At 67.4% G+C, this 24,252-nt stretch carries 24 protein-coding genes and 2 tRNA genes; 12 read left to right on the top strand and 14 right to left on the bottom strand.

Annotated features, from left to right (window positions below; all coding sequences use genetic code 11):
- Nucleotides 1-9 precede the first annotated feature (9 nt).
- Nucleotides 10-81, top strand: a tRNA-Gln gene (locus tag ACIP5T_RS03830).
- A 52-nt stretch (nucleotides 82-133) separates the two neighbouring features.
- Here the strand turns inward: ACIP5T_RS03830 and ACIP5T_RS03825 are convergent.
- Entirely contained in the window at nucleotides 134-1,018 is an 885-nt protein-coding gene (locus tag ACIP5T_RS03825) for a hypothetical protein (protein WP_400860707.1), read from the bottom strand.
- A gap of 182 nt (nucleotides 1,019-1,200) precedes the next feature.
- Between ACIP5T_RS03825 and ACIP5T_RS03820 the strand changes: the two genes are divergently transcribed.
- Nucleotides 1,201-2,160 carry a DNA topoisomerase IB gene (locus tag ACIP5T_RS03820; protein WP_400864595.1) on the top strand — a complete coding sequence of 320 codons (960 nt, stop codon included), beginning with the start codon at nucleotides 1,201-1,203 and terminating at the stop codon, nucleotides 2,158-2,160.
- Nucleotides 2,161-2,166: 6 nt separating this feature from the next.
- Here the strand turns inward: ACIP5T_RS03820 and ACIP5T_RS03815 are convergent, their stop codons facing one another.
- Together ACIP5T_RS03815 and ACIP5T_RS03810 are read right to left on the bottom strand one after the other, a co-directional pair.
- On the bottom strand, nucleotides 2,167-3,024 hold the full coding sequence (locus tag ACIP5T_RS03815; protein ID WP_400860706.1) for a 3-hydroxyacyl-CoA dehydrogenase: 858 nt from the start codon (nucleotides 3,022-3,024) through the stop codon (nucleotides 2,167-2,169).
- Between the two features lie 35 nt (nucleotides 3,025-3,059).
- Nucleotides 3,060-3,506, bottom strand: a complete 447-nt coding sequence (locus ACIP5T_RS03810) for a MarR family winged helix-turn-helix transcriptional regulator (protein WP_400860704.1) — start codon at nucleotides 3,504-3,506, stop codon at nucleotides 3,060-3,062.
- An 82-nt stretch (nucleotides 3,507-3,588) separates the two neighbouring features.
- Between ACIP5T_RS03810 and pepN the strand changes: the two genes are divergently transcribed.
- A complete protein-coding gene (pepN, locus tag ACIP5T_RS03805) occupies nucleotides 3,589-6,072 on the top strand; it encodes an aminopeptidase N (protein ID WP_400860702.1) in 2,484 nt (827 codons plus the stop codon).
- On the opposite strand, the gene ACIP5T_RS03800 is transcribed toward pepN, so the two are convergent.
- Nucleotides 6,069-6,947 carry an aminoglycoside phosphotransferase family protein gene (locus tag ACIP5T_RS03800; protein WP_400860701.1) on the bottom strand — a complete coding sequence of 293 codons (879 nt, stop codon included), beginning with the start codon at nucleotides 6,945-6,947 and terminating at the stop codon, nucleotides 6,069-6,071. The genes pepN and ACIP5T_RS03800 overlap by 4 nt on opposite strands.
- 2 nt (nucleotides 6,948-6,949) lie before the next feature.
- Entirely contained in the window at nucleotides 6,950-7,588 is a 639-nt protein-coding gene (locus tag ACIP5T_RS03795) for an MBL fold metallo-hydrolase (protein WP_400860699.1), read from the bottom strand.
- 153 nt (nucleotides 7,589-7,741) lie between these two features.
- Here ACIP5T_RS03795 and ACIP5T_RS03790 point away from each other — a divergent pair.
- Nucleotides 7,742-7,814 (top strand) — tRNA-Glu (locus ACIP5T_RS03790).
- Nucleotides 7,815-7,982: 168 nt separating this feature from the next.
- Here the strand turns inward: ACIP5T_RS03790 and ACIP5T_RS03785 are convergent.
- The 5 genes from ACIP5T_RS03785 to ACIP5T_RS03765 all read right to left on the bottom strand — a co-directional run bounded on the left by ACIP5T_RS03785 (nucleotide 7,983) and on the right by ACIP5T_RS03765 (nucleotide 12,232).
- On the bottom strand, nucleotides 7,983-9,224 hold the full coding sequence (locus tag ACIP5T_RS03785; protein WP_400860697.1) for an MFS transporter: 1,242 nt from the start codon (nucleotides 9,222-9,224) through the stop codon (nucleotides 7,983-7,985).
- Nucleotides 9,221-9,769, bottom strand: a complete 549-nt coding sequence (locus ACIP5T_RS03780) for a helix-turn-helix domain-containing protein (protein ID WP_056308008.1) — start codon at nucleotides 9,767-9,769, stop codon at nucleotides 9,221-9,223. Before ACIP5T_RS03780 ends, ACIP5T_RS03785 begins: the two co-directional genes overlap by 4 nt.
- Before the next feature lie 112 nt (nucleotides 9,770-9,881).
- Nucleotides 9,882-10,976 carry a DUF4349 domain-containing protein gene (locus ACIP5T_RS03775; protein WP_400860695.1) on the bottom strand — a complete coding sequence of 365 codons (1,095 nt, stop codon included), beginning with the start codon at nucleotides 10,974-10,976 and terminating at the stop codon, nucleotides 9,882-9,884.
- Nucleotides 10,973-11,530, bottom strand: a complete 558-nt coding sequence (locus tag ACIP5T_RS03770; protein WP_400860693.1) for an RNA polymerase sigma factor — start codon at nucleotides 11,528-11,530, stop codon at nucleotides 10,973-10,975. Before ACIP5T_RS03770 ends, ACIP5T_RS03775 begins: the two co-directional genes overlap by 4 nt.
- A 60-nt stretch (nucleotides 11,531-11,590) precedes the next feature.
- Nucleotides 11,591-12,232: a TIGR00645 family protein gene (locus ACIP5T_RS03765; protein ID WP_400860691.1), complete on the bottom strand. Its 642-nt coding sequence runs from the start codon at nucleotides 12,230-12,232 to the stop codon at nucleotides 11,591-11,593.
- 182 nt (nucleotides 12,233-12,414) lie between these two features.
- On the opposite strand from ACIP5T_RS03765, the gene ACIP5T_RS03760 reads away from it, so the two are divergent.
- Nucleotides 12,415-13,419 (top strand): TerC/Alx family metal homeostasis membrane protein, encoded by a 1,005-nt coding sequence (locus ACIP5T_RS03760; RefSeq protein WP_400860690.1) that lies wholly within the window; start codon nucleotides 12,415-12,417, stop codon nucleotides 13,417-13,419.
- 11 nt (nucleotides 13,420-13,430) lie between these two features.
- Here the strand turns inward: ACIP5T_RS03760 and ACIP5T_RS03755 are convergent, their stop codons facing one another.
- Nucleotides 13,431-14,024: an LON peptidase substrate-binding domain-containing protein gene (locus tag ACIP5T_RS03755; protein ID WP_400860688.1), complete on the bottom strand. Its 594-nt coding sequence runs from the start codon at nucleotides 14,022-14,024 to the stop codon at nucleotides 13,431-13,433.
- Between the two features lie 36 nt (nucleotides 14,025-14,060).
- On the opposite strand from ACIP5T_RS03755, the gene ACIP5T_RS03750 reads away from it, so the two are divergent.
- Nucleotides 14,061-14,558 (top strand): DUF427 domain-containing protein, encoded by a 498-nt coding sequence (locus ACIP5T_RS03750; RefSeq protein WP_400860686.1) that lies wholly within the window; start codon nucleotides 14,061-14,063, stop codon nucleotides 14,556-14,558.
- Between the two features lie 9 nt (nucleotides 14,559-14,567).
- Here the strand turns inward: ACIP5T_RS03750 and ACIP5T_RS03745 are convergent, their stop codons facing one another.
- Together ACIP5T_RS03745 and ACIP5T_RS03740 are read right to left on the bottom strand one after the other, a co-directional pair.
- Complete coding sequence (locus ACIP5T_RS03745) at nucleotides 14,568-15,881, bottom strand: LLM class flavin-dependent oxidoreductase (protein ID WP_400860684.1); 1,314 nt, start codon at nucleotides 15,879-15,881, stop codon at nucleotides 14,568-14,570.
- Complete coding sequence (locus ACIP5T_RS03740; RefSeq protein WP_400860682.1) at nucleotides 15,878-17,173, bottom strand: O-acetylhomoserine aminocarboxypropyltransferase/cysteine synthase family protein; 1,296 nt, start codon at nucleotides 17,171-17,173, stop codon at nucleotides 15,878-15,880. The genes ACIP5T_RS03745 and ACIP5T_RS03740 overlap by 4 nt, the downstream gene beginning before the upstream one ends.
- A gap of 187 nt (nucleotides 17,174-17,360) precedes the next feature.
- Here ACIP5T_RS03740 and leuC point away from each other — a divergent pair, with 187 nt between their 5' ends.
- From leuC to ACIP5T_RS03710, 6 genes are all read left to right on the top strand, one after another.
- Nucleotides 17,361-18,812 (top strand): 3-isopropylmalate dehydratase large subunit, encoded by a 1,452-nt coding sequence (gene leuC, locus ACIP5T_RS03735; RefSeq protein ID WP_400860680.1) that lies wholly within the window; start codon nucleotides 17,361-17,363, stop codon nucleotides 18,810-18,812.
- A gap of 2 nt (nucleotides 18,813-18,814) precedes the next feature.
- Entirely contained in the window at nucleotides 18,815-19,411 is a 597-nt protein-coding gene (gene leuD, locus ACIP5T_RS03730) for a 3-isopropylmalate dehydratase small subunit (protein ID WP_400860678.1), read from the top strand.
- A 65-nt stretch (nucleotides 19,412-19,476) separates the two neighbouring features.
- Entirely contained in the window at nucleotides 19,477-20,844 is a 1,368-nt protein-coding gene (gene murA / locus ACIP5T_RS03725) for a UDP-N-acetylglucosamine 1-carboxyvinyltransferase (protein WP_400860676.1), read from the top strand.
- 5 nt (nucleotides 20,845-20,849) lie between these two features.
- A complete protein-coding gene (locus ACIP5T_RS03720) occupies nucleotides 20,850-21,605 on the top strand; it encodes a lysophospholipid acyltransferase family protein (protein WP_400860674.1) in 756 nt (251 codons plus the stop codon).
- Nucleotides 21,595-22,728, top strand: coding sequence for an NAD(P)H-dependent glycerol-3-phosphate dehydrogenase (locus tag ACIP5T_RS03715; protein ID WP_400860673.1), 1,134 nt, complete (start codon nucleotides 21,595-21,597; stop codon nucleotides 22,726-22,728). Before ACIP5T_RS03720 ends, ACIP5T_RS03715 begins: the two co-directional genes overlap by 11 nt.
- Entirely contained in the window at nucleotides 22,634-23,722 is a 1,089-nt protein-coding gene (locus ACIP5T_RS03710) for a D-alanine--D-alanine ligase family protein (RefSeq protein WP_400860671.1), read from the top strand. The genes ACIP5T_RS03715 and ACIP5T_RS03710 overlap by 95 nt, the downstream gene beginning before the upstream one ends.
- Before the next feature lie 15 nt (nucleotides 23,723-23,737).
- On the opposite strand, the gene ACIP5T_RS03705 is transcribed toward ACIP5T_RS03710, so the two are convergent.
- On the bottom strand, nucleotides 23,738-24,244 hold the full coding sequence (locus ACIP5T_RS03705; RefSeq protein WP_400860669.1) for a DUF3515 family protein: 507 nt from the start codon (nucleotides 24,242-24,244) through the stop codon (nucleotides 23,738-23,740).
- Nucleotides 24,245-24,252: the final 8 nt, after the last annotated feature.

The raw sequence follows: 24,252 nt of genomic DNA, 5'->3' as shown, positions 1-24,252 counted from the left end.
TTTCGCCCTTGGGGTATGGTGTAATTGGCAACACGGCGGTTTCTGGTTCCGTTGTTCTTGGTTCGAGTCCAGGTACCCCAGCAAGACGAAAACCCCCGCTCAGGCGGGGGTTTCGTCGTTTCTGGCGGACTGCCTACTCGCACTCGCCGATGAACTCGAGGTAGCACACCGCCTCGTGGGTCACGGCAGGCTTGTAGTCGTCGTTGGAGACCTGGCGAGTGTCGATCTCAGGTGTCTGATGCAGGCTCCCATAGCTGCCGAGGGTCGCCACGTAGAAGCCGTCGCCGTCCTGTGCCTTCATCTCGTCGATCGCGGCGCTGTACTCCGTGCACAGGAGCGTCGCGGTCTCGGTCAGCTCGACATCGACGCAGGCGGCCGTATAGGTCGCGACCATCAGGTTCGTGCAGTCGGTCCAGTCCTGGTTCACCGAGCACGGGTTCACGTCATCCATCGTGACGTCGACGCGGCCGGTCTCGTATTCTTCGCTGTGGAAGGTCTCGGGTTGTTCAGCCACATCGGTCTTCGTCCAATGACGTGCGGTGGCGAAGGCGAAGACCACGACGATCGCCACGATCAGCAGCAGAGCACCGAGGATCGACAGGGTCACCCACAATCCGACCCGCTTCCTCTTGCCGGACTCGCCGTCGGGCGCCACCGGAGAACCCGGATACACGGGTGAAGCGCCGGGAGCGACCCCATACCCCGGGTACGCCTCAGCCGCTGCGTAGGCGGGTTCGGGCGAGCCTGCGAGCACGCCTGGCAGCGGTGTGGTCTGCTGCACGTCAGGGGAGGGGATGCCGTCGTATTGCGCGGGCGGAGGAGCGTCGTGCGACCGCGCGTCGTACGCGGGCGGAGGGGGTGTCGGCTGAGTCGACAGCCAGTACGAGTACCAGCTCTGAGTGGAGGCTGGGTCAGCGGCGACCTGCCCCGCCTCGATATCCGTCAGCTGCAACCCGAGGGCGGCCCGCAGATCTGCTCTGGTCAGGGATTCGCGGAACTCCTCGAGTGTCATCGTCATAGTGATGAGGATGTCAGACGCCCGGTGCTGTCGACAATCCTCATGCGTCGGCTCTGACGAGGGCCTCCTGGGCCTGATCGCCATCACCTAGCAGGTCGAAGGCATCCGGCGCCATGCCCTTCACCGGACGACGTGGCGACGGCATCGTGATCGACGACGCACGATGCGGCGAGAGGACGAGGATGGCGCTCACGAGAGTTGTGCCCGGCGAGACACCGGGGATCCGGCGTGTGAGATCGGGCTCCGGATTCCGATATGTCGATGCCGGCAACACGCCGGTGGACGAGCCGGATCGCGAGCGCATCCGCGATCTGGCGATTCCCCCGGCCTGGAAGGACGTCTGGATCGCCGCCGACCCGCTCGCGCACATCCAGGCGGTCGGCACCGACGACGCGGGCCGGCGCCAGTATCTCTACCACCCGCTCTGGCGCACGGGGAGGGATCAGCGCAAGTTCGCCCGAGCGCTCAAGCTGGCAGCGGCCCTGCCTGCGGCCAGGGCAAAGGTCACGCGCGCCATCGGCGGACCGGGCCTGACGCGAGAGCGGGCGCTGGCGGTGTCTTTCCGTCTGCTCGACGACGCCGCGCTGCGCATCGGGTCGGAACGATATCTCGTCAAGCACGGCAGCCGGGGGCTCAGCACGTTGCGTCGCCGTGACGTCCGAGTGGACGGAAGCACCGTCTCACTGAGTTTCCCCGCCAAGAGCAAGCAGGTCGCGTCCATCGAGATCACGGACGCACCGCTGGCCGATGCGCTCTCGGAGTTCGCCGTCGGGTCGCCGCGTGCGCCTCTGCTGGCCTATCGGAAGGGGAGGAGACGCGTGCGCCTGACGTCGGGCGAAGTCAACGACTACCTGCGGGAGGTCGCCGGGACGGCTTTCACGGCGAAGGACTTCCGCACGCTGCACGGCACGATCCTCGCGGCTGACGCCCTCGCACGGATCGGTCGACTCGAGACGAAGAACGAGCGGCGGCGCGCCGAGCGCCTCGCTGTCCAGGCGACGGCGACGGCACTCGGCAACACGCTCGCGGTGGCGCGGGGGAGCTATATCGACCCGCGCGTCTTCCGTCTCTACGCACGTGGGCGGACACTCGACCTGAGCGTCTCGCCCGAGACGGCGATCCGCCGGCTGCTCGGGCGCTGAGGGGACTCAGCTCTCTCGGGGGTAGGTGTAGAAACCTTCGCCGGTCGCCACGCCCAGCTTGCCCTTGTCGATGTACTGCTCCTTGAGCAGCTCGGCGAAGCGCTGCTGCTTCTCGCCTCCCATGCGGGAGATGTTGTATGCCGTGGTCAGCCCGACGATGTCGTAGATCTCGAAGGGGCCAGCCGGGGAGCCCGTGCCGATCCGCCACGTGGCATCGATCGCCTCCGGTTCGGCGATCCCGTCGACGAGCAGGTCGGCGCCGGCCTGGAGGAAGGGCACGAGGAGCGAGTTCAGCAGGTACCCGGCCTTCTCCTTCTTGATCTGGATCGGGACCATGCCGATCTGGGCCGCGAACTCGACGACCTTCTCGTAGACGGCGGCGTCGGTGGCGGGTGTGCCCATGACCTCGGCGGTGTTGTGAGACCAGATCTCGTTCGCGAAGTGCAGGGCGAGGAAACGGTCCGGGCGCCCCGTGGACTCTGCGAGTGCGCTCGGCAGCAAGGTCGAGGAGTTCGTCGCGAAGATCGTCGTCGCCGGTGCGGCGTCGGCGAGAGTCCGGTAGATGCCCTGCTTGAGCTCGATGTTCTCCGGAACGGCTTCGATGATGAGGTCGGCCGAGGCTGCGGCTTCTGCGAGGTCGGATGTGAGACGGATGCGGCCGATCGCCGCCTGCGCGCCGCCGTCTGCGGCGTTCTCGACACCTTCGGCGACGTAGCGCCCGACGAGACCGTCGAATCGCTCGGCCGCGCGGTCGAGCGCAGGCTGATCGATGTCATATGCGACGACGTCGAAACCGTGGAAGGCGGTCTGGAACGCGATCTGCGATCCGAGCACGCCGGTGCCGAGAACGGTGATGTTCTTCATTTCTCTTCTTCCTCTGGTGGCCTTGTGGGCCGTGGTCAAGCTTGGTCGTCACCTCTGTCGAAGCGCTGGAGGTCGTGCGCGAAGCGCTGCACCTCGGCATCCGTCCATCGGGCGAGATGCTCATCGATCACGCCCTGCAGCGAACGCAGCGTGTTGCGGAAGGCTTCTTCGCCCTCGGTTGTCAGCTCGAGCGGACGGCCACGCCCTGAAGATGACGGTGTCTCCTGCACCAGGCCGAGAGAGACGAGCGTCGAGAGCTGACGCGACACGGTCGATCGGTTGAGGCGGAACATGCGGGCGATGTCCGTCGAACGGATCCCAGGGGCGTCGGCGATCGCCATGACGATGGACTGATCGGTGATCGACAGGCTCGGTTCTTCGGCCCGTGCGTCGACGAGGCCGCGACGCGTGATCGCGACGAGGGATCGCAGGACGGCGGCGCTGTCGCTCTGGCGTCCGTATGAACCCTCCTGCTGTTGCATAGTGCAACTCTACGCCTGTTTGTTGCGTGATGCAACGCAATGGTCGTCCTCCTCCGCTGACCTCAGATGGAAGGATGGAGACATGGACACAGCCAATCTCTCGCGAGAGGAGACTGCGGCGCGATCCGCCGCCGTCTCCGTGAGCAGCATCCGCGTCGAACTCGACCTCACGGGTGCACCCGAGCGGGCGCGCAGCGGGTTCTCCACGACCACCACGTTGGAGTTCACCACGACTGCGCACTCGACCTGGCTGGACTTCATCGGAGAGAACGTCGAGCGAGTCGTCGTGAACGGCGTCGAGCGCGATGTGGTCTACGACGGTGCGCGCATCGAGCTGCACGACCTCTCCGACACGAACGTGGTGCGTGTCGAGGCGGTCGGAAGCTACAGCCGCTCCGGCGAGGGGCTGCACAGGTTCCACGACCCCGTCGATGACCGGACCTACTTGTACACGCAGTACGAGCCGGCCGACTCGCGACGCGTGATGGCCTGCTTCGAGCAGCCGGACATCAAGGCGCCGTACACCTTCGTGATCGATGCCCCTGCGGGCTGGGAGGTGCTCTCGAACCAGGTCGCGGCGACCGTCGACGCCGGAGTCGGGGTGCAGCGTGTGGAGTTCGCCCCGACGCTCCCGATCTCGAGCTACATCACCTCCGTCGCGGCGGGACCTTACGCCCGGGTCGACGGCGAATGGGCGCGCGGTGATCAGCGCATCGCGCTCGGCGTGTTCGCTCGGCAGTCGCTCGCGCAGTACCTGGAGTCCGAGGAGATCCTCGAGATCACGCGCCAGGGGCTCGACTTCTTCACGGATGCCTTCGCCTACCCCTATCCCTGGGGCAAGTACGACCAGATCTTCGTGCCCGAGTACAACCTCGGAGCGATGGAGAACCCGGGACTCGTGACGTTCACCGAGGCGTACCTCTCGCGTGGCGCTGCGACCGACGCCCAGCGCGCTGCACGGGCGAACACGATCCTGCACGAGATGGCGCACATGTGGTTCGGCGACCTGGTGACGATGAAGTGGTGGGATGACCTGTGGCTCAAGGAGTCCTTCGCGGACTACATGGGCTCGCATGCCTCAGCGGTGGCGACGCGCTTCCATGACGCCTGGGTCAAGTTCGCCGCCAACCGCAAGGCGTGGGCCTACCAGCAGGACCAGCTGCCGACGACCCACCCGATCGTCGCGGACATCACCGACCTCGAGGCGGCGAAGCTGAACTTCGACGGCATCACCTATGCCAAGGGTGCCGCGGTGCTGAAGCAGCTCGTCGCCTTCGTCGGTGATGAGGCGTTCTTCGAGGGTGCCCGTCGGTACTTCGCCGCGAACGCCTTCGGCAACACGACTCTCGACGACTTCCTCGTGCAGCTGAGCGCGGTGTCCGGCCGCGACATGACCGAGTGGTCGCAGGCATGGCTGCAGACGACCGGGGTCTCCACGCTGCGCCTCGAGCGTGAGGCGCATGGCGGCGCCGTACTCGTGCAGAGCGATCCTCGCCCGCATCGTCTGCGCATCGGTCTCTATCACCGCGTCGACGGGCGGGTGGTCCGTCGCGACCAGCTCGCGCTCGACATCCACGAGGAGCGGACGCCGATCGACGTCCCGGACGCCGATCTCGTGCTTCTCAACGACGACGACCTCACCTATGCCAAGGTTCGGCTCGACGACACCTCGTTGACGACGGTGCACGAATCGCTGTCTTCCATCGACGATCCGCTCGCGAGGGCCGTCGTGTGGTCGTCACTCTGGAACGCCACGCGCGACGGCGAGCTGACGGTGGCGAGATACACCTCGATCGTGCGCGCGCATGCCCCGCACGAGCCGAACATCGGTCTGCTCGCCGGCATACTCGCGAACACCCTCTTCGCGATCCGGAACTATGCGAGCGACCACGAGCGACAGGATGAGCAGCGGGCGTGGGTGGAGACGTCCTGGGCTGCGCTGCAGGCATCGGATGCCGGCAGCGATGCGCAGCTGTCATGGGCGCGTGCTCTCGCGTCCGCGTCGGTGTTCGACGACGTGCACGCGACGGAGGTCCGCGCGCTTCTGCGCGGCGAAGCCCCGGCGGGTCTCACCATCGACCCTGATCTGCGGTGGCAGCTGCTCACAGCTCTCGTCACGACAGGACACGCAGGGGCCGATGACGTCGCCGCCCAGCTGGAGTCCGACGATACGGGAAGCGGTCGCACGGCTGCTCGCAGGGCACTCGCCGCGCAACCGGATGCCGCGGTGAGGGCCGCAGCCTGGGATGCAGCCTGGAACGACGGAACGCTCAGCAACGATCATCTGGATGCCGTGATCGCGGGCTTCCGGGCTGGCGGACGCCGTGATCTCATCGCGGGGTTCGACGCCGAGTATTTCGAGAGGATCGGTGACGCGTGGGGCACGAGGAGCATCGAGCTGGCTCAGCGGCTGGTCGTGGGGCTGTTCCCCGCCTCGCCGTCGCTCGATCTCGTGGATGCGTGGCTCGAGGACAACAGCTCGGCGCCTGCGGCGCTGCGCCGGATCGTGATCGAGCAGCGTGATCACCTGACCCGAGCGCTGCGCGTTCGAGCGTTGCAGGGCTAGTCCGCGTCGAGTTCGTCGGCGGTGCTCGCCCCCACGGCGAAGTACTCGGGTCGGTCGTCGCTCTGGGTCAGGAGGACGAGGGCGATGTACGCCGCCCACGCTCTGGCGCGGATCCAGGTGGCCTCGTCGTATCGGGCTCCGGTCGCTCTGCGGAAGGTCTTGCGACCTGATGCGTCGAAGATCATCCACGACGACGCGAGGTCGTAGGCGGGGTCGCCGACCGTGACGTCGCCGAAGTCGATGAGCGCAGTGAGCGTGCCGTCTGCCACCAGCACATTGCCCGGGTGTAGGTCGCCGTGGATCCAGACCTGCTCCGAGCAGACCGATGCGGTGAGACCCGCGGCCCAGGCGTCTCGAAGCGTCGTGCGATTCGCGAATGCGTCGAGTCGTGGCCGTATCGCGTCGTCTCGAGTGCTCAGGGCGCGTCCTCGAACCGGGTTGAGCGGAGCATCCGCGGGGGCGGGGACATGCAGCGCACTCAGGGCGTCTGCGAGTCGCGGCGCCCACGCCGTGTTGTCCGAACGTGACGATGCGAGCGCTGTCGTTCCGGAGATCCAGGGGACGACCGACCAGGGGCGCGGGAACAGCGCGCTCGGCTCGCCGGCGACCAGGGGCACTGGAGTGCCGATGCCGACGGCCGCCAGTGCGGGGCCGATCGACGGGAGCGCACGCTGCTCGTTCTTGACTAGTGGCACGGCGAGCTCGCGCCGCGGCAGTCGCACGATGAGCTCCGAACCGAGCCTCCACATCGAGTTGTCCCAGCCATCGGCGAACAGTCGCAGCGGCAGTCCGGCGAGACCAGGGCTCGTCTGCCAGAGGAGCTCTCGCACACCGCTCTCGTCGAGCGAGTACTCGGCGGAGGGGGAGTCCGCCATGGTCAGATGTCGAGCGAGTCGCCCGGTTCGAGCACCGAGAACTCTCCGCCGCCCTGCTCGGTCGCCCACTGCAGTCGCTGGCGGTGCATCGTCTTGCCTGCGACAGACAGGGTCATGTCGTGAGTGCCGAACGCCCGACGCGGGTGCACCGCGAGGACGTAGTCCATGGCCTCGCCGATCTTCAGCCAGGGGGCCCCGAGCGGAGCGGCGAGCGTGCCGACCTCGACGCCCTCCGGCACCGCGTAGGAATCGCCGGGGTAGTAGAAGTCGTCGTTGACCAGCACGCCCACGTTCTCGATGGTGGGGAGTGACGAGTGGATCACCTCGTGCGTGCCGCCGAAGAAGCGGAGCGTGAACGCGCCGACCGTGACGGTCTCGCCCGGAGCGACCACGGAGATGTCGTATCCCTCGGCCGCACGGGCGACGCCGCCAGGAGCGTAGACCGGAGTGCCGGGGGCGGCGCGGAGGATCCGATCCAGGTGCTCGGGCGTCCAGTGGTCGGGGTGCTCATGGGTGATCACGACGGCGACGAGACCCGAGAGATCGGTCAGGGGAGCGGTGAACGAGCCGGGATCGATCAGGAGGATGTCATCGCCTTGCTGGATGCGAAGAGCGGCATGTTCGAATTTCGTGATGCGCATGAGGTGAGTCAACTCCTTCGCGGCCTCGCTGGCAAACCGTCGCGTCACTGCGCCACGCCCGGGAATCGACGATGCCTCGGCTCGATTTGGCGGCGCGAGAATCGTCATGGCATACTTGTTGAGTTGTCGCGGCACGGAAACGTTCCGCCAGACGGCCCCATCGTATAGCGGCCTAGTACGCTGCCCTCTCACGGCGGTAACGCGGGTTCGAATCCCGCTGGGGTCACAACAAGCGAAAGCCCTCGGTTCTCCGAGGGCTTTCGTCGTATCAGGGGCGCACCGCCGTCCGCGAGGAGGTCAGGCAGCGTTCCTGCGTGCCCCCGTCAACCACAGTGCGAGAGCGACGACTCTAGCGGCGACGGGAGGCTGTCGACGGGAGCGGCCGCAGGCGCGGTCAGGTCGTCGGTGCGAGGGCGAGCTGCCGGAATGTGCGGTTGCTCAGCGGCAGAACCATGAGCGCCATCATCGTGCCGCCGAAGAGAGCGAACGGCACCCAGACGGCCGTGATCGAGGCCAGCAGACCGAACCCCGCCATGGCGACGGGCATGAGACAGTCGTCACCGAGACGGGTGATCGAGCCCATCCGGCCGAGGTAGGCGGTGTCGACCGTGGCAGAGAAGGTGGCGCTCAGGAGGACCGAGGCGTATCCCGCGGTCGCGCCGATGACGAAGGCCGCGGTCGCGACCGCCCACGCCGGGCCCCAGCCGAGTGCGATGATTCCGGCGCCTTGCACGACGAGCGCCCAGAAACCGGCGAATGCCTCTCTTCGCGGTCGCCACTTCACGACCGAGACGGCGCCGAGAGCCGCACCCAGTCCGAGCAGCGCCTCGAACAGTCCCACCGCCTGGGCGCCCCATCCCTCGTCGTGCGCGCGCAGCGCGAGCCCGATCCCCACCGCCGGACCGACAGCGAGGTTGAGTCCTGAGAGCGCGATGACGAGGGTGCGGGTCGTCGGGTGACTGCCGAGGTGGGTGAATCCGCGGGCGATGCCGTGCAATGTGGACTCCTTCGCCGCACGGGCGAGCAGGAAGCGCGGCCGGAGCCAGATCGCGATGAAGGCGATGACGAGACTGAATGTGAGGGCGTTGACGGCCGCGCTGCCCACGAGCCCCGTGTAGGCGACGAGCACGCCGCCGATCGCCGCGCCGGCCATGGTTCCGAGGCGCGACGCGGTCTGTGCGAGCGCACCATAGGAGGGGAGATCGCCCGGGCGTACGAGCTGGCGGGCGACGGTTCCGGCCGACGGCTCGTAGAACGCGTCGCAGATTCCGAAGGCGATCGCTGCGAAGAGCAGGACGCCGACGGTCGGCGGGGTCGCGACGACCCAGACGGCCACGGCGACGAGCACGCCGACTCGCAGCACGGTGAAGAGCATCATCACCCGCCGGGCATCGGAGCGGTCGGCGATCACACCGCCGAAGAGCAGCACGATCGCCCGAGGGATCGTCCCGGCGGCGACGATGAGCCCGGCGATCGCGGGCGAGGCCGTCTGCACGGCCGTCCAGGCGAGGGCGATGGTCCACAGGGCATCCCCGGCATCGGAGAGCGCCTTGACCGCGATCCAGGCGTGCACACGGCGGTCTCGTCGAAACGCCGGTGGCTCCGACAGCTGCACGGGGCCGACCGCGGTGCTCATGGCGTCGTCGGGAACGCGTGCGCGAAGAAGAAGATCGGCGTGCGCTCCTGCCCGTCCTCGAGGTCGACGGACGCCCGCCATTCCTCCATCGTGCGCAGAAGGCGCGCGCTCAGATCCCGGAGCTCGTCAGGAGACGCCCAGGCGGTCGTCTCGGTGTTCGAGGCATCGTACGCCGCATAGGCGGGGTCGCCATGGCGTCGCTGCCACCGCTGAAGGCGATCGATCTGCATCCGGATTCCCTGGCGCTGCGCCTCGCGTGCCAGCAGAGCGTCGGCGGGGGAGTCGACGTAGTCCTCCGCCGACCAGGTGAGGCCGCGTCGAGCGAGCTTCCACCAGCTGGTACGACGGTCGCCGGAGGGGTCTTCATCGCGTTCGACGAGCCCGGCTCGTTCGAGCATCCTCAGGTGGTGACTGATGCTCCCGACCTGACTCCCGAGCGATCGTGCGAGCGTGGTTACCTGCGAGGTGCCGTACAGCAGCAGGTAGTCGTAGATGCGGCGGCGCAGAGGGTGGTGCACCGCCGTGATCACCGAGATGTCTTCCATGGATGCAACGGTAAAACCGGGTCCAAATTCGCACAAGACTTCTTGTATACCCCGGAAAAACAACGAAAAGGCCGCCCTCACTGGGAGGGACGGCCCTTTCGGGGGATGCGGCTCAGCCCTCGGCGGGCGGTTCGCCGACTGCCCGGCGAGTGCGCCGTGCGCGCCGGATGAGCCAGATCACCAGCACGACCGCGCCGGCGAGGGCGAGCCACGGCAGGAGGAAGCCGAGCGCCACGACCAGTGCGTTCAACGACACCACGAGGCCGTTCCAGCCGGCGAGGAGGCCGTCTGCGAAGCCGGCCGGATCGGCGGTCGTCGGCGGCGTCGTGCGGGTCAGCTGCACCTGGAGGCTCGACATGGCGACCTGGTCGTCGAGAGAGGCGAGCTGCTGTTCGTACGACTCGAGCTGCGCCTGGCGGTCCGTGAGCGCGACCTCGGCCTCGATGAGCTCCGCGACCGTGCCGGTCTGGGACATCAGCTCGGTGAGTCGCTGCACCGATGCTCGGGTGGCATCGATGCGGGCGCGCAGATCGATCGCCGTGGAGGTGACATCCTGTTTCGAGATCGACGACGAGAGCACGTCGCCCGAGTCGGCGAGGTCGTCCATGACGGCGGCGAGATCGGCCGAGGGCACGCGGATGCTGATCCAGCCGTATCCGGGGTCGGAGGGCGCAGGCTCCGAGGTGCCGTCGACGGCCACGCTCTGGCCGATCTCGGTGCTCTCGACATAACCGCCACGAGACTCGGCGAGTGCGGAGATCGCGGCGGCGGCGTCGCCGATGTCCTTCACCTGCACTGTGGCGTTCGCCGTCGCGATGATCTCGCGGTCGGCGACATCGACGGCGCCGGGTGCCAGGTTCGATGACTCCGCAGAGTCGGATGCGGCTCCGGGTGCGCTCTGATCGACGGATCCGGAGCGCGAGTCCTCCACGGCGACGCCCGCAGGCATCTCCCCGCTCCCCGCAGTGCTCATGGCGCTGCCGCCCACGATGCCGAGGATCGGGGGAGTGACCAGGACGCCCACCACGAACGCAGCGGCTATCCCGGTGCCGGTCAGCCAGCGGCGGCGGCGCGTTCGCGACCTGGCAGCGGCGGGGGTCTCGCGGGGGCGCTCGGCCGTGATCTCCGCGAATACCGAGCGCTCGATGCGCGCCACCGCGGCATCGGTGAGCTCGGGCAGCTGCTCGGAGGTGGTCTTGTCGTTCATGCGTCGCTCGCTTCCTTCACGGCACCGCGCAGTCGGGTGCGGACTCGGGAGAGACGGTTCCGGACGATCGCCTGGCTCACGCCCAGCTCCTCGGCCGCTGCCTGGTAGGCGTAGCCCTCTGCGGCGCAGAGGCGGAAGATCGCGCGGTCGAGGTCGCTCAGGGTGCCGACCTCGGCGGCGATCCGCTCCGCGAGTTCCGCGGTGATCACCTGCTCCTCGACGCTGATCGTCGAAGGCAGGGTCTCATCCGCCGCATCCGTCGTGTGGGCCTGGTCGCGCCTGCGCTGACGTAGGCGGTTCGCGGCCTGGAAGCGGCATATCGTTGCGAGCCACGGGAGGATCGAGTCCCCCTGCAGCTCGAACCCCGGCAGCTTCCGCCACGCAGTGACGAAGGTCTCCTGGGTCACATCCTCGGCATCGGCGGGGGAGCCGAGCATGCCATGGGCGATCCAGTAGACCGGGCGGACATACGAGCGGTACAGCTCGCGGAAGGCGCTCTCGTCACCTGCCGCGGCCTGAGCCGCCCATTTCTGATCACTCGTCTGCACTGGCATCCCGATTCCGTTCGGTGTCTCTCACCTGGGAAGTGTCGGAAGATGCCCCATCGTCTCAGATCAGTGCGCGGGCTGGGCGTGTGCCTTCGCGAGCGTCTGCTGAGACATGCGGTCGATCCAGGCGAGTGCCACTGCCGACACGATGAACACCATGTGGATGACGACCTGCCAGAGCACGCCGATGGGGGTGTACTTCTCGCCGTCTGTGCTGATCCCGTTCTCGCTCATGCCACCGACCTCGATGAAGGTCTTGAGCAGGTGGATCGAGGAGATCCCGATGATCGCCATAGCCAGCTTCACCTTGAGGACGTTGGCGTTGACGTGCGAGAGCCACTCGGGCTGGTCGGGGTGACCGTCGACATTGATGCGCGAGACGAACGTCTCGTAGCCTCCGATGATCACCATGATGAGCAGGTTGGCGATCATCACGACGTCGATCAGACCGAGCACGGCCAGCATGATCACCGCTTCGTCGAGGTGGGAGATGTCGTGGATGACGCCCTCGATGAGGTGCCACAGCTCGACCATGAAGACGATCACGTAGACGAGCTGCGCGACGATCAGCCCGAGGTACAGCGGGGCCTGCAGCCAGCGACTGACGAAGATGAGGGATCCGATCGCCCGAGCCCAGGAATTCTGCGGCCTGGAGGCGAGGGGAGGCATGTCGTTCGTGGCGCTGTCTGGGCGCGAGTTCGAGGTCACGTCGACTATTCCACCACGGCCCCTCCGCTCCGCTAACATTGGTGACGCGAGAGGGAGTATCCCGCAAGCGCATCCACCGTCATCACGAGCACCGTCATCGCTGCTCCGGTCGTGCGACGCACTCTGTGCGTGGGAGAGACTTTCGGCGTTCTTCCTACCCTCCCGAAAGGTGCTGTACGCCCTTGGACATCCCCGTCTGGTTCGAGATCACCTCGATGATCGTCCTCACGATCATCCTGATCGGCGACCTGCTTCTGATCCGCCTTCGCCCCCACATCCCCTCGACCAAGGAGTCGACGCTGTGGGTCGTGTTCTACGTCGGACTCGCACTGCTGTTCGCGGTGCTCCTCGGCAATGTCGCGGGGTGGCGCAATGCGGGCGACTTCATCACCGGCTGGGCGCTCGAATACAGCCTGTCCATCGACAACCTCTTCGTCTTCGTGCTGATCATGGCCCAGTTCGCGGTCCCGCGACGCCTGCAGCAGCAGGTGCTGATGGTCGGCATCATCATCGCGCTCGTCCTGCGTGGCGCGTTCATCCTCGTCGGAGTGGCGATCGTCGAGCACTTCTCGCCGATCTTCTACATCTTCGGTGCGTTCCTCATCTACACCGCTATCAAGCAGGCGATGCCCGAGGGCGATCACGACGGCGAGGTCAAACGCGAGAACTTCGTCGTGCGGCTGCTGCGTCGTCGCATCGACATCAGCGAGGAGTACGACGGAGCGAAGCTCCGCACGACCGTCGGCGGCAAGCGCATGTGGACGCCGATGGTCATCGTGTTCATCACGATCGGCGTCACCGACCTGATCTTCGCGATCGACTCGATTCCCGCCATCTTCGAGATCACCACCAACGGATTCCTCGTCTTCGCCGCGAACATCTTCGCGCTCATGGGGCTGCGTCAGCTCTACTTCCTGCTCGGCGACCTGCTCGACCGCCTGCGTTACCTGCATTACGGCATCGCCGTGATCCTCGGCTTCATCGGCATCAAGCTGATCCTGCACGCACTGCACGAGAACGAGCTGCCGTTCATCAACGGCGGCGAGCATGTCGAGTGGGTGCCCGACATCGACAACATGGTCTCGCTGGGCGTCATCGTCGTGGCGATGACCGTCGCGACGGTCGCGAGCCTCATCGCGTCTTCGCGCGAGAAGTCAGCGGCGAAGAAGGCACCGCTCGTCGAGTGATCGCAGCTCGCTCACTCGGCTGACCAGAGGAGCTCCGCTTCGAGGGTGAGATCGATGACCTGACCCAGCAGGGCGCCGAGTGAGTTCGACTGCAGCAGAGCGTACTGGTCGTACTCGCCCAGTGGTGCGATCGCGGCGAGCTGCCAGGCTGCGGCGAGCGGGTCCTCCGACAGCTCGGTGTCGGCATCCCAGGGCGAGTCCGCGCGCGCGAGGACCCGACGCACGATCGCCTCGGCTTCGGTGCGCAGGGGTGTGAGGGCGTCGTTCCAGGTCAGCTCAGGCAGCTGCGTCACCTCGGCGCGCGGGAAGGGCGCGTCGTCGAGCCACTGATCGACCGTGAAGCGGGCCGTGCCGACTGCGAGGGTGTGCAGCACCTGCGCATCCGCCGCCACGCTGACCAGCCTGGCCATGGTGCCGATCCTGCTGCGTCGATCGCCGCCGCCGACCTCGTGACCGCGCTCGATGAGCACGACGCCGAACTGCGGGTCGTCGTCGTCCAGCAGGCGCCCGATCATCGTGAGGTATCTCGGCTCGAAGACGCGCAGCGGCAGCGGCGTGTAGGGAAAGAGCACCGAGCCGAGCGGGAACATGGGCAGTTCAGCCATGCCCCCAGTCAACACCCCGGGACGTACAGTGAACAGATGCGCAGACCTCAGCCCGTCGTTCCATCGTCCGGACAGGAATCCGTGTGGGACTATCCGCGGCCGCCGCGGGTCGAGCAGGTGCGCGAGCGCATCACCATCCGCCTCGGAGGCGATCTCATCGCCGACACTCTGAGTGCTGTGCGGGTGCTCGAGACGAGTCACCCTCCGGTGTACTACCTGCCGATGGCCGACTTCATCGCGGGCGCTCTCGTGGACGCCCCTGGCTCATCGTTCTGCGAGTTCAAGGGCGCCGCGCGCTATCTCGACGTGCGCGGCGGAGGCCTGGTCGCACCCGGTGCGGCATGGAACTATCCGCATCCGTCCCCCGGCTTCGAGGTGCTCCGCAACAGCGTCGCGGTGTACGCAGGGCCGATGGACGCGTGCACCGTCGGCGGCGAGGTCGTCGTTCCGCAGCCGGGCGGGTTCTATGGCGGCTGGGTCACGTCGTCCGTCGTCGGGCCCTTCAAGGGCGTTCCCGGCTCGATGGGCTGGTAGCCCGCCCGATCAGAACGCGCGAAGGTTGGCCTGCAGTCCGCCGTCCACGTACTCGCGACGCAGGATCCCCCGGCGACGCAGCACCGGCACGAGCTCATCGAGCGTGCGGTGCAGCGTGACGGGGTGGAAATCGCCCCACAGCAGCACGCCGTCGTTGCCCCACTCGCCGAGTTCCTCGATCAGATCGGCAAACTCCTCGGCCGTCCCGACGAAGCCCGAACGGTCGGCGATGCGACCGGCGCGGGCGAGGGCGGTGAGGTGGGCGCGCAGCGGGGCATCCTCTCCGCGGTCGCCGATCAGACGCTGGATGCTGCCGCGCGAGACATGCTCCCCGAAGATCGACACGTCGAGCGGCCGGTCGAGATCGAGCGAGGTGAGGTCGGTCTCGAGATCGCTCGACTGCTTGCGCGCGATCTGCACGAGTGCCGTGTCATCGGGGTGTGCCGATGCGGCGACGATCCGGTCGGCCTCCTCCGCAGATGGAGTGATCACGGGCTGGATCGCGAAGAGGATCTTGATGTCGGCGGCTGAACGCCCGGCGGCGATCGCCGCACCGTGGATCTTCGCGCGATAGGCGCGCACGGATGCTTCGTCCAGCGGAGCGAGGGCGAGCTGGACATCGGAGTTGGCGCCGGCGAATCCGAGGCCGCGCCCCGAGCCGCCGGGGGAGACGATCGCCGGCTCACCGTCGGTGAAGGGCACGGCGTTCAGAGGGCCGTCGAACGAGAAGTGCTCTCCGCGGTGCCGCACGGTGTTCAGGTTCGACCCGTCCGCGAACACATCGGTCTCCCTGTCTCCGACCAGCGCTCCGTCTCCCCAGCTGCGCCAGAGCGAGCGGATGCCCGAGAGCCATTCCTCGGCTCGGTCGTAGGCGGCATCGTGGCCGAGCTGCGCTGCCGCTGAGAAGTGACGCGCGCTGCCCGTGTCGGTCACCACGTTGAGCCCGAGACGGTGGCCGCTGAGGTGCTGAAGGGTCGAGAACTGCCGCGCCGCCGTATAGGGGAGGTACGCCGCCGGATTCACGGTGGGCACGACTCCGAGATGCTGAGTCGCCTGGAACAGGTAGGGAGCGAGGAGCAGCGGATCGTGTTTGGGGCCGCCGAAGGCATGGCGCACGCGGAGGTCGATCGTGTCCGGCGAGCCGAGCGACGGCGCATCCTCGATGATGACGAGATCGAAGCCCGCCTGCTCGAGCGTGCGCGCCGCCTCCTGATAGATCTCGGGTCGGGTCCAGTCGTAGTCCCAGTCGAGAGAGGGGTATCCCCACCCCTGCGGGCCGAAACCACGGGCGAGGAACCAGCCGAAGTGCTGAGGCCTGCTCATGCGACGGCTTCCCGCGCCGGCTCCAGCACCCGCGCGAGGTCGGCGATGAGATCGGAGACGTCTTCGATGCCGACCGACACCCGGAGCGTTCCCGGCCGCACGCCGAGCAGGTCGCGCTCGTCGGGCGTCCGGTGCGAGTGGCTGGTGGTCGCGGGATGCAGCACGAGCGAGCGCACGTCGCCGATGTGGGTCATGTGCGTGAAGACCTCCACGCTCTCGATGAAGTCGCGTGCCGCGTCAAGCCCTCCGCGCAGCGTGAACGTGAAGATCGATCCGTACCCGCCGTGCAGGTACTTTCGAGCGAGTCGATGATCCGGGTGGCTCTCCAGGCCGACGTAGTCGACGCTCTCGACCGCGTCCTGGGCTGCCAGCCACCTGGCCACCTCGAGCGCGTTCCGGGACTGGCGCTCCACGCGGAGCCCGAGAGTCTCGGCGCCCTGTCCGATCAGGAACGCGTTGAGAGGCGACGGGGACGCGCCGAAGCGGGGAGCCACGGATTCGCGGGCGTAGGCGATCCGAGCGTTGCCGCCGTGGCGAGCGACGACACTGGGGAAGCCACCGCGTCCCGGAAGCACCAGGTGCGGTGCGTTGTGACCGGCCCTCTCCGCGTCGAAACGACCGTCGTCGAGGATCACACCGCCGAGCACCGATCCATGACCCGCGAGGAACTTCGATGCGGAGTGCACGACCATGGCGGCGCCGTGCTCGATCGGACGGAGCAGGAACGGCGTGGCGAGGGTGTTGTCGACGATGAGCGGGATCGCGAACTCATCCGCGATCGCGCTCACCGCGGCGATGTCGAGGATGTCGTTCCGTGCATTCGCGATCGACTCCGCGAACAGTGCGCGCGTGGTGGGGCGGATCGCATCCCGCCACGCACCCGGGTCGGCGATCTCGTCGATGAACGTCGTCTCGATGCCGAGACGAGCGAGGTTGTCGAGCAGGAGCCCCCTGGTGCCTTCGTAGATGTGCGTAGAGGAGACGATGTGGTCTCCGGCGCCGGCCACGGTGAGCAGTGCCGTGACGACGGCGGCCTGACCGCTCGCGACGAGCACCGCTTCCGCGGCTGACTCGAGGGAGGCGAGCTGTCGTTCGACGGCGCGGATCGTCGGGTTGCCCGTGCGGGTGTAGCCGAAACCCGCGCCGGTGCCGAAGTGGTCCGCGGCGTGATCGAAGTCGTCGAATTCGAAGCCCGCCGTCAGATAGATCGGTGTCGCCCTCGACGACGCGGCACCTTGATTCCGGGCGGCATGGACCGCTCTGGTGGCGAAGCCGGTCGTGTCGTCGGTCATGCGGATGCCTCTCGAAGGTGCGGGTGACAGTAGCGTGTCACGCGGCGACTCCGGTCGCTGAAGCGGTGGTAATCTGACGTCATGCGGATCGTGCTCCTCCTTAGCGGCCGCGACGAGACCTCGTTCTGAGCCCCTCCTCGTCGCGGAGTCCATCGTGGGCCGAACCGCCAGCCTCAGGAGAGACGCAATGAAGATCCCCGCAGCAGATACTGCTCCCGCCCGACCCAGGACCCTCGCTGAGAAGGTCTGGGACGACCACCTCGTCGTCAAGGGCGAGAACGGCGAGCCCGACCTCATCTACATCGACCTGCACCTGGTGCACGAGGTCACGAGCCCTCAGGCGTTCGACGGCCTGCGATCCGAGGGTCGTCCGCTGCGTCGGCTCGACCTGACGATCGCGACCGAAGACCACAACACGCCGACATGGGACATCGACAAGCCCATCGCCGACCTCACGAGCCGCACCCAGATCGAGACGCTGCGCCGCAACGCCGCCGAGTTCGGCGTCCGTCTGCACTCGCTCGGTGATGCCGAACAGGGCATCGTGCACGTCGTGGGTCCGCAGCTCGGACTGACCATGCCGGGCATCACCGTGGTCTGCGGAGACTCCCACACGTCGACTCACGGTGCTTTCGGTGCCATGGCGTTCGGCATCGGTACCAGCGAGGTCGAGCACGTCATGGCGACCCAGACGCTTCCGCTCAAGCCTTTCAAGACGATGGCGATCACCGTCGAGGGCACTCTGCGACCCGGGGTCACCGCGAAGGACATCATCCTCGCCGTGATCGCGAAGATCACCACCGGTGGTGGTCAGGGATACGTTCTGGAGTTCCGCGGCAGCGCGATCCGCGCGCTGTCGATGGAGGGCCGGATGACCATCTGCAACATGTCGATCGAGGCCGGCGCCCGCGCGGGCATGGTCGCCCCCGATGAGACGACCTTCGAGTACCTGAAGGGCCGCCCGCACGCACCCGAGGGTCAGGACTGGGACGACGCCGTCACCTACTGGCGCACGCTGCCGACCGACGAAGGGGCGGCGTTCGACGCTGAGGTCTTCATCGACGCCGACGAGCTCGAGCCGTTCGTCACCTGGGGCACCAACCCCGGTCAGGGCAGCTCGCTGTCGGCAGCGGTTCCGGACCCCGCTCAGATCGCCGATGCCAACGAGCGCGCCGCCGCCGAGCGTGCCCTCGAATACATGGATCTGACCCCCGGCACGCCACTCAAGGAGGTGCCGGTCGACGCCGTCTTCATGGGGTCGTGCACGAACAGCCGCATCGAGGACCTCCGGGCGTTCGCGTCGATCATCGAAGGCAAGAAGAAGGCCGACGGCGTGCGCGTCATGGTCGTGCCCGGTTCGGCCCGCGTCCGCCTGGAGGCCGAGGCTGAAGGCCTCGACAAGATCATCAAGGATTTCGGCGCTGAGTGGCGATTCGCGGGCTGCTCGATGTGCCTCGGCATGAACCCCGATCAGCTCGCTCCCGGGGAGCGTTGCGCATCGACATCGAATCGCAATTTCGAGGGACGGCAGGGCAAGGGCGGTCGCACGCACCTGGTGTCGCCGCTGGTCGCCGCGGCGACCGCGATCCGCGGCACGCTGTCGAGTCCCAGTGATCTGAACGAGATGGCGGAGGTCTGACCATGGAGAAGTTCCTCACCCACACCGGTATCGCCGCTCCGCTGAAGCGCTCGAACGTCGACACCGATCAGATCATCCCTGCCGTCTTCCTCAAGCGGGTCACCAAGACCGGCTTCGAGGACGCGCTGTTCCACGGTTGGCGCCAGGACCCCGATTTCGTGCTCAACCAGCCCGCCTTCCAGGGGGCGTCGGTGCTCGTCGCCGGACCGGACTTCGGCACCGGATCGAGCCGGGAGCACGCGGTCTGGGCGCTCCGCGACTTCGGGTTCGCGGTCGTGCTGAGCCCTCGGTTCGCCGACATCTTCCGAGGCAACTCGGGCAAGCAGGGCCTCCTCGCGGCCACCATCTCCGAAGAGGATCTCGAACGGATCTGGGCCGAGATCGACCGGAATCCCGGGGCATCCATCACAGTGGACCTCGAGGCGCGGGTCGCGTCGATCGGTGAAGTCCAGGCTGACCTCGGGATCGACGATTACACTAGATGGCGGCTCCTCGAAGGGCTCGATGACATCGGGCTCACTCTGCGCAACGAAGACAAGATCGCGCAGTTCGAGGCCCGTCGCGAGTCGTGGCGGCCCCGGACCCTTCCCGTTCAGTGAACGGCGGGGCGGGGGAGCAGAGGGCGACCCCGCCCCGAATTCCGTTGAATGAAGTGAGGCTCCGAATGACGACACCTGTGCGCGACGCTCTTCCGGACGGAGTCCCCCCTTTGACCGGAGACGTACTCGCCATTCGAGGCGGACGCCCGTTGCGCGGCCGTGTCGACGTCAAGGGCGCGAAGAACCTCGCGACCAAGGCGATGGTGGCCTCCCTGCTCGGCGAGACCGTCAGCGTGCTTCGCGACGTGCCAGCGATCAGCGATGTCGCAGTCGTCCGCTCGCTGCTCGAGGTGCACGGTGTCCGGGTCTCCGACGGCGATGAGCCGGGTGCTCTCGTCTTCGATCCGAGTGATGTCGAGTCGGCGCACTTCGAGGAGATCGACGCGCACGCCGGTGCCTCCCGCATTCCGATCCTGTTCTGCGGCCCGCTCCTGCACCGTCTCGGCCAGGCCTTCATCCCAGACCTCGGCGGATGTCGCATCGGCGACCGTCCGATCGACTTCCACCTCGACGCGCTCCGCAAGTTCGGCGCCATCGTCGAGAAGCTGCCGAGCGGCATCCGCCTCTCGACGGGCGGAGCCCGCCTGCACGGCGCCAACATCCACCTGCCCTACCCGAGCGTCGGTGCCACCGAGCAGGTGCTGCTGACCGCAGTCAGGGCCGAGGGCACGACCGAGCTGCGCAACGCCGCCATCGAGCCCGAGATCATGGATCTGATCGCCGTCCTGCAGAAGATGGGCGCGATCATCTCCTACGAGCCGAACCGCGTCATCCTCATCGAGGGTGTCGAGACACTGCGCGGTTACGACCACCGGTCGATCTTCGACCGCAACGAGGCGGCCTCGTGGGCGTCTGCGGCGCTGGCCACTGACGGCGAGATCTTCGTCGGCGGAGCCAAGCAGCAGGAGATGCTCACCTTCCTCAACATCTTCCGCAAGGCGGGCGGCTGGTTCGACATCCAGGAGGACGGCATCCTCTTCCGCCGCGACGGCGAGCTCAAGCCCGTCGTCGTCGAGACCGACGTGCACCCCGGCTTCATGACCGACTGGCAGCAGCCGCTCGTCGTGGCGCTGACGCAGGCGAACGGCCGCTCGGTCGTGCACGAGACGGTCTACGAGAATCGTCTCGGCTTCACCGATGCGCTCGTCAAGATGGGCGCCGACATCGTCGTGCACCCCCGCGGGCTGCAGGACGGGCCGCGGCGTGTCCCTCGCCGGGATCTCGAGCAGGCGGCCGTCATCACCGGGCCCACCCCGCTGCACGCCGCAGACATCGTCGTGCCCGACCTGCGCGGCGGATACAGCCACGTGATCGCAGCGCTGACGGCCGAAGGCGAGTCCAGGGTCTCCGGAGTCGACATCCTCAGCCGTGGCTACGAGAAGTTCCTCGCCAAGCTCGATGCCGTGGGCGCCGACTTCGACGTCATCCGGTGACCCGGATGGGTTCCCGATCGCGTGAGACGACGCGGCCCAGTGTGTTCTGGCCGCTCGCGGCGATCGCCGTGCCGTTGATCTCCCTGCTCGCGAAGATCCGTATCAGCGGGGCCGAGAAGCTCCCCCGGGACGGCTCGTTCGTGCTGGCGCCCAACCACTATTCGGAGTTCGATCCGCTCATCGTGGCGCTCGCGGTGTGGCGGATCGGGCGCGCCCCCCGATTCATGGCGAAGGAAAGCCTGTTCAAGGTCCCTGTGCTCGGTTGGATCCTCCGTCGCACCGGGATGATCCCCGTGGCTCGTTCGTCGTCGGCATCGGCCGCGAAGCAGACGCTGAAGCAGTCGGCCGAGCTGGTCGAGCACGGACGCGGCGTGATCGTGTATCCCGAGGGAACTCTGACGCGCGACCCGGACATGTGGCCGATGCGCGGCAAATCGGGTGCAGTCCGGCTGGCGCTGACCGACGGCATCCCGTTGATCCCGATGGCCCAGTGGGGCACGCAGGAGATCATGGGGCGCTATCAGAAGGGTCTGAGCCTGTGGCCGCTGCGCAAGCGGGTGGATGTCGTCATCGGCGACCCGGTCGACATTTCCGATCTGCGTGGTCGCGCAGGCGAGACGGCAGCACTGAACGAGGCCACCGACCGGCTGATGAACGCGATCACGGCGCTGCTCGAAGAGCTGCGCGGCGAGAAGGCGCCGGCTGAACGCTGGAACCCCGCCTCACACGGACAGAAGGAGACGGGTCGCCTTGACTCCTAAGCGCAACACGCCCGCGGGCCCGCGGGTCGCCGTCATCGGCGCAGGCAGCTGGGGAACCACGTTCGGAAAGATCCTCGCCGACGGCGGCGCACAGGTCACGATGTGGGCCCGCCGTGCCGAGCTGGCGCACGAGATCGACGAGGCCAAGCGCAACTCTCGCTACCTGCCGGGCATCAATCTGCCGCGCACGATGGCGGCGACGCATGAGCTGGCGATCGCGCTGCGTGATGTCGACCAGGTCTACCTCTCGGTGCCGAGCCAGTCTCTGCGTGAGAACCTCAAGGCGCTGCGGCCCCTGCTGGCCGAGAACGATGCGAAGATCGTCAGCCTGATGAAGGGCGTCGAGCGCACCACGGGGTTGCGGATGAGCCAGGTCATCGAACAGGAGCTGCGGTGCGATCCCGATCGGATCGCCGTGGCCTCAGGGCCGAACCTCGCGCTCGAGATCGCCCGTGAGCAGCCCACGGCCGCCGTGATCTCCTCGCGCAGCCAGGAGACGGCCGAGGAGGTCGCTCGCGCCGCACGCAACAGCTACTTCCGCACCTTCGTGAACACCGACGTGATCGGCACGGAGTTCGGGGGAGTGCTCAAGAACCTCATCGCCGTGGCGATCGGAATCGTCGACGGCGTCGGGTACGGCGAGAACACGAAGGCATCGATCATCACGCGCGGTCTCGTCGAGATGACCGACTTCGCCGTCGCGAACGGGGCCCACCCTGAGACGCTCCAGGGCCTCGCCGGGCTCGGGGACCTGATCGCGACATGCCAGTCTCCACTGAGCCGCAACAACACGGCCGGGCGCCTGCTCGGCCAGGGCTACAGCTTCCAGGACGTCGTCAAGCAGATGCAGCAGACAGCCGAGGGCCTCGCGTCCGTCGCGCCGGTACTGCAGCTCGCCCGCGAGTCCGAGGTGCACATGCCCATCGTCGAGCAGGTGAAGATGGTGCTCGACGGCAAGATGAACCCGCGCGACATCGCACCCCACCTGACGACGGACGACGACACCCCGCAGGGTGAGAGGACCAACCATGGACAAGCAGACGGTGGTGGTGCTCTTCGGAGGGCGCTCCAGCGAGCATTCGATCAGTTCCGCAACGGCGGGCGGAGTGCTGGGCGCGATTGATCGTGACCGCTACGCGGTGATCCCCGTCGGGATCACGCGCGAAGGGGCTTTCGTCCTCGAGGACGACGACCCGTCGAAGTTCCCCCTCGATGCCGCGCATCTCCCCGAAGTCGCAGACAACGGCACCAGGGTGCTGTGGCCGGAGCCCGGCGGAGACCGGACGCTGCGCGTGGTTCGCCCGGACGGAAACACCGAATCGCTCGGCCGCGTCGACGTCGTGCTGCCGCTCCTGCATGGACTGCATGGTGAGGACGGAGCCATCCAGGGGTTCTTCGAGGTCATCGACATGCCCTACGCAGGCTGCGGCATCCTGGATTCGGCGGTCTCGCTGGACAAGCACTTCACGAAGCTGGCACTCACATCCGCGGGTATCGCAGTCTCGCCCGGGATCACAGTGCGCAGGAACGAGTGGCAGGACGCTCCGGCGATGGTCCGCGATCGGATCGCCGCGCTGGGCGACGTGGTCTTCGTCAAGCCGGCGAGCGCCGGATCGAGCGTCGGCGTGTCACGCGTCGACCATGGGGACGGCCTCGACGCCGCGATGGAGATCGCGTTCGCCGAAGACGGCAAGGTTCTCGTCGAGACGCAGGTCGTCGGCCGTGAGATCGAGGTCGGTGTTCTCGCAGGGCGCGCCGGAGAGCGGGCCCGCGCCTCGCTGCCCGGAGAGGTCGTGCTCACCTCGCGGAGCTTCTACGACTTCGAGGGCAAGTACCTCGGCGGTGACGGTGTCGAGATCGTGTGCCCCGCCGACGTCGACGATGCGCTGATCGAGCGCCTCCGCGAGACCGCGGTGCGTGTCTTCGAAGCGGTGGATGGCAAGGGACTCGCCCGCGTCGACTTCTTCGTCACCCCGGCAGGCGACCTCGTCGTCAACGAGCTGAACACGATGCCGGGATTCACGCCGATCTCGATGTTCCCGAAGTGCTGGGTGGCATCCGGACTCAGCTACGGCGACCTGATCTCCGAGCTGATCGAAGCGGGTCTGCACCGCTGATCAGGGGGCGTCCGGTCAGCCTTCGGTCGATCCCGCGTCAGGGGAACCCTCGGTGGGCACCCGGTCTGTGCACTGAGCCGTCGCCGGTTCGAGGCCGGACTGGATGCTCGTCGAGAGGCTCTCGACCACCGCGCGGAAGTCGATCTCCTCGCCTCGGCGGATGATCACCTCGACGGCTGGATCGCGACCGTAGGTCACCAGACGCTGGCGTTCTTCCTCCTGGTCGAGAACGAGCCAGTCGACGCTGCCGATGGTCGTGCAGACTTCGGTCGATGGGGCCGGCGGTTCGACGCCGCAGCGGAGTACGACCGTCGGGTCGCCCCAGGCGCCGGTGGCTTGGGCATCGGTCCACACGCGGTCCAGATCGCCGACGGCGTCGGGAAGCAGCACGGAGACCTCTGCGCATGCCGGATTGTTCGCATCGTCCGCCGGCTCGAGGTGGATCGTGGTCGAGCATCCGGAGAGGGCTGCGACGAGGACCAGCGACCCCGCGATGACGGCGAGACGACGAGAGCGGGGCATGCATCCAG

The sequence above is a fragment of the Microbacterium sp. NPDC088619 genome (assembly GCF_044752825.1).
Classification (GTDB): Bacteria; Actinomycetota; Actinomycetes; order Actinomycetales; family Microbacteriaceae; genus Microbacterium.
Note: the sequence above shows the minus strand (reverse complement) of the source record. Positions and strands in the feature narration are given on the sequence as shown.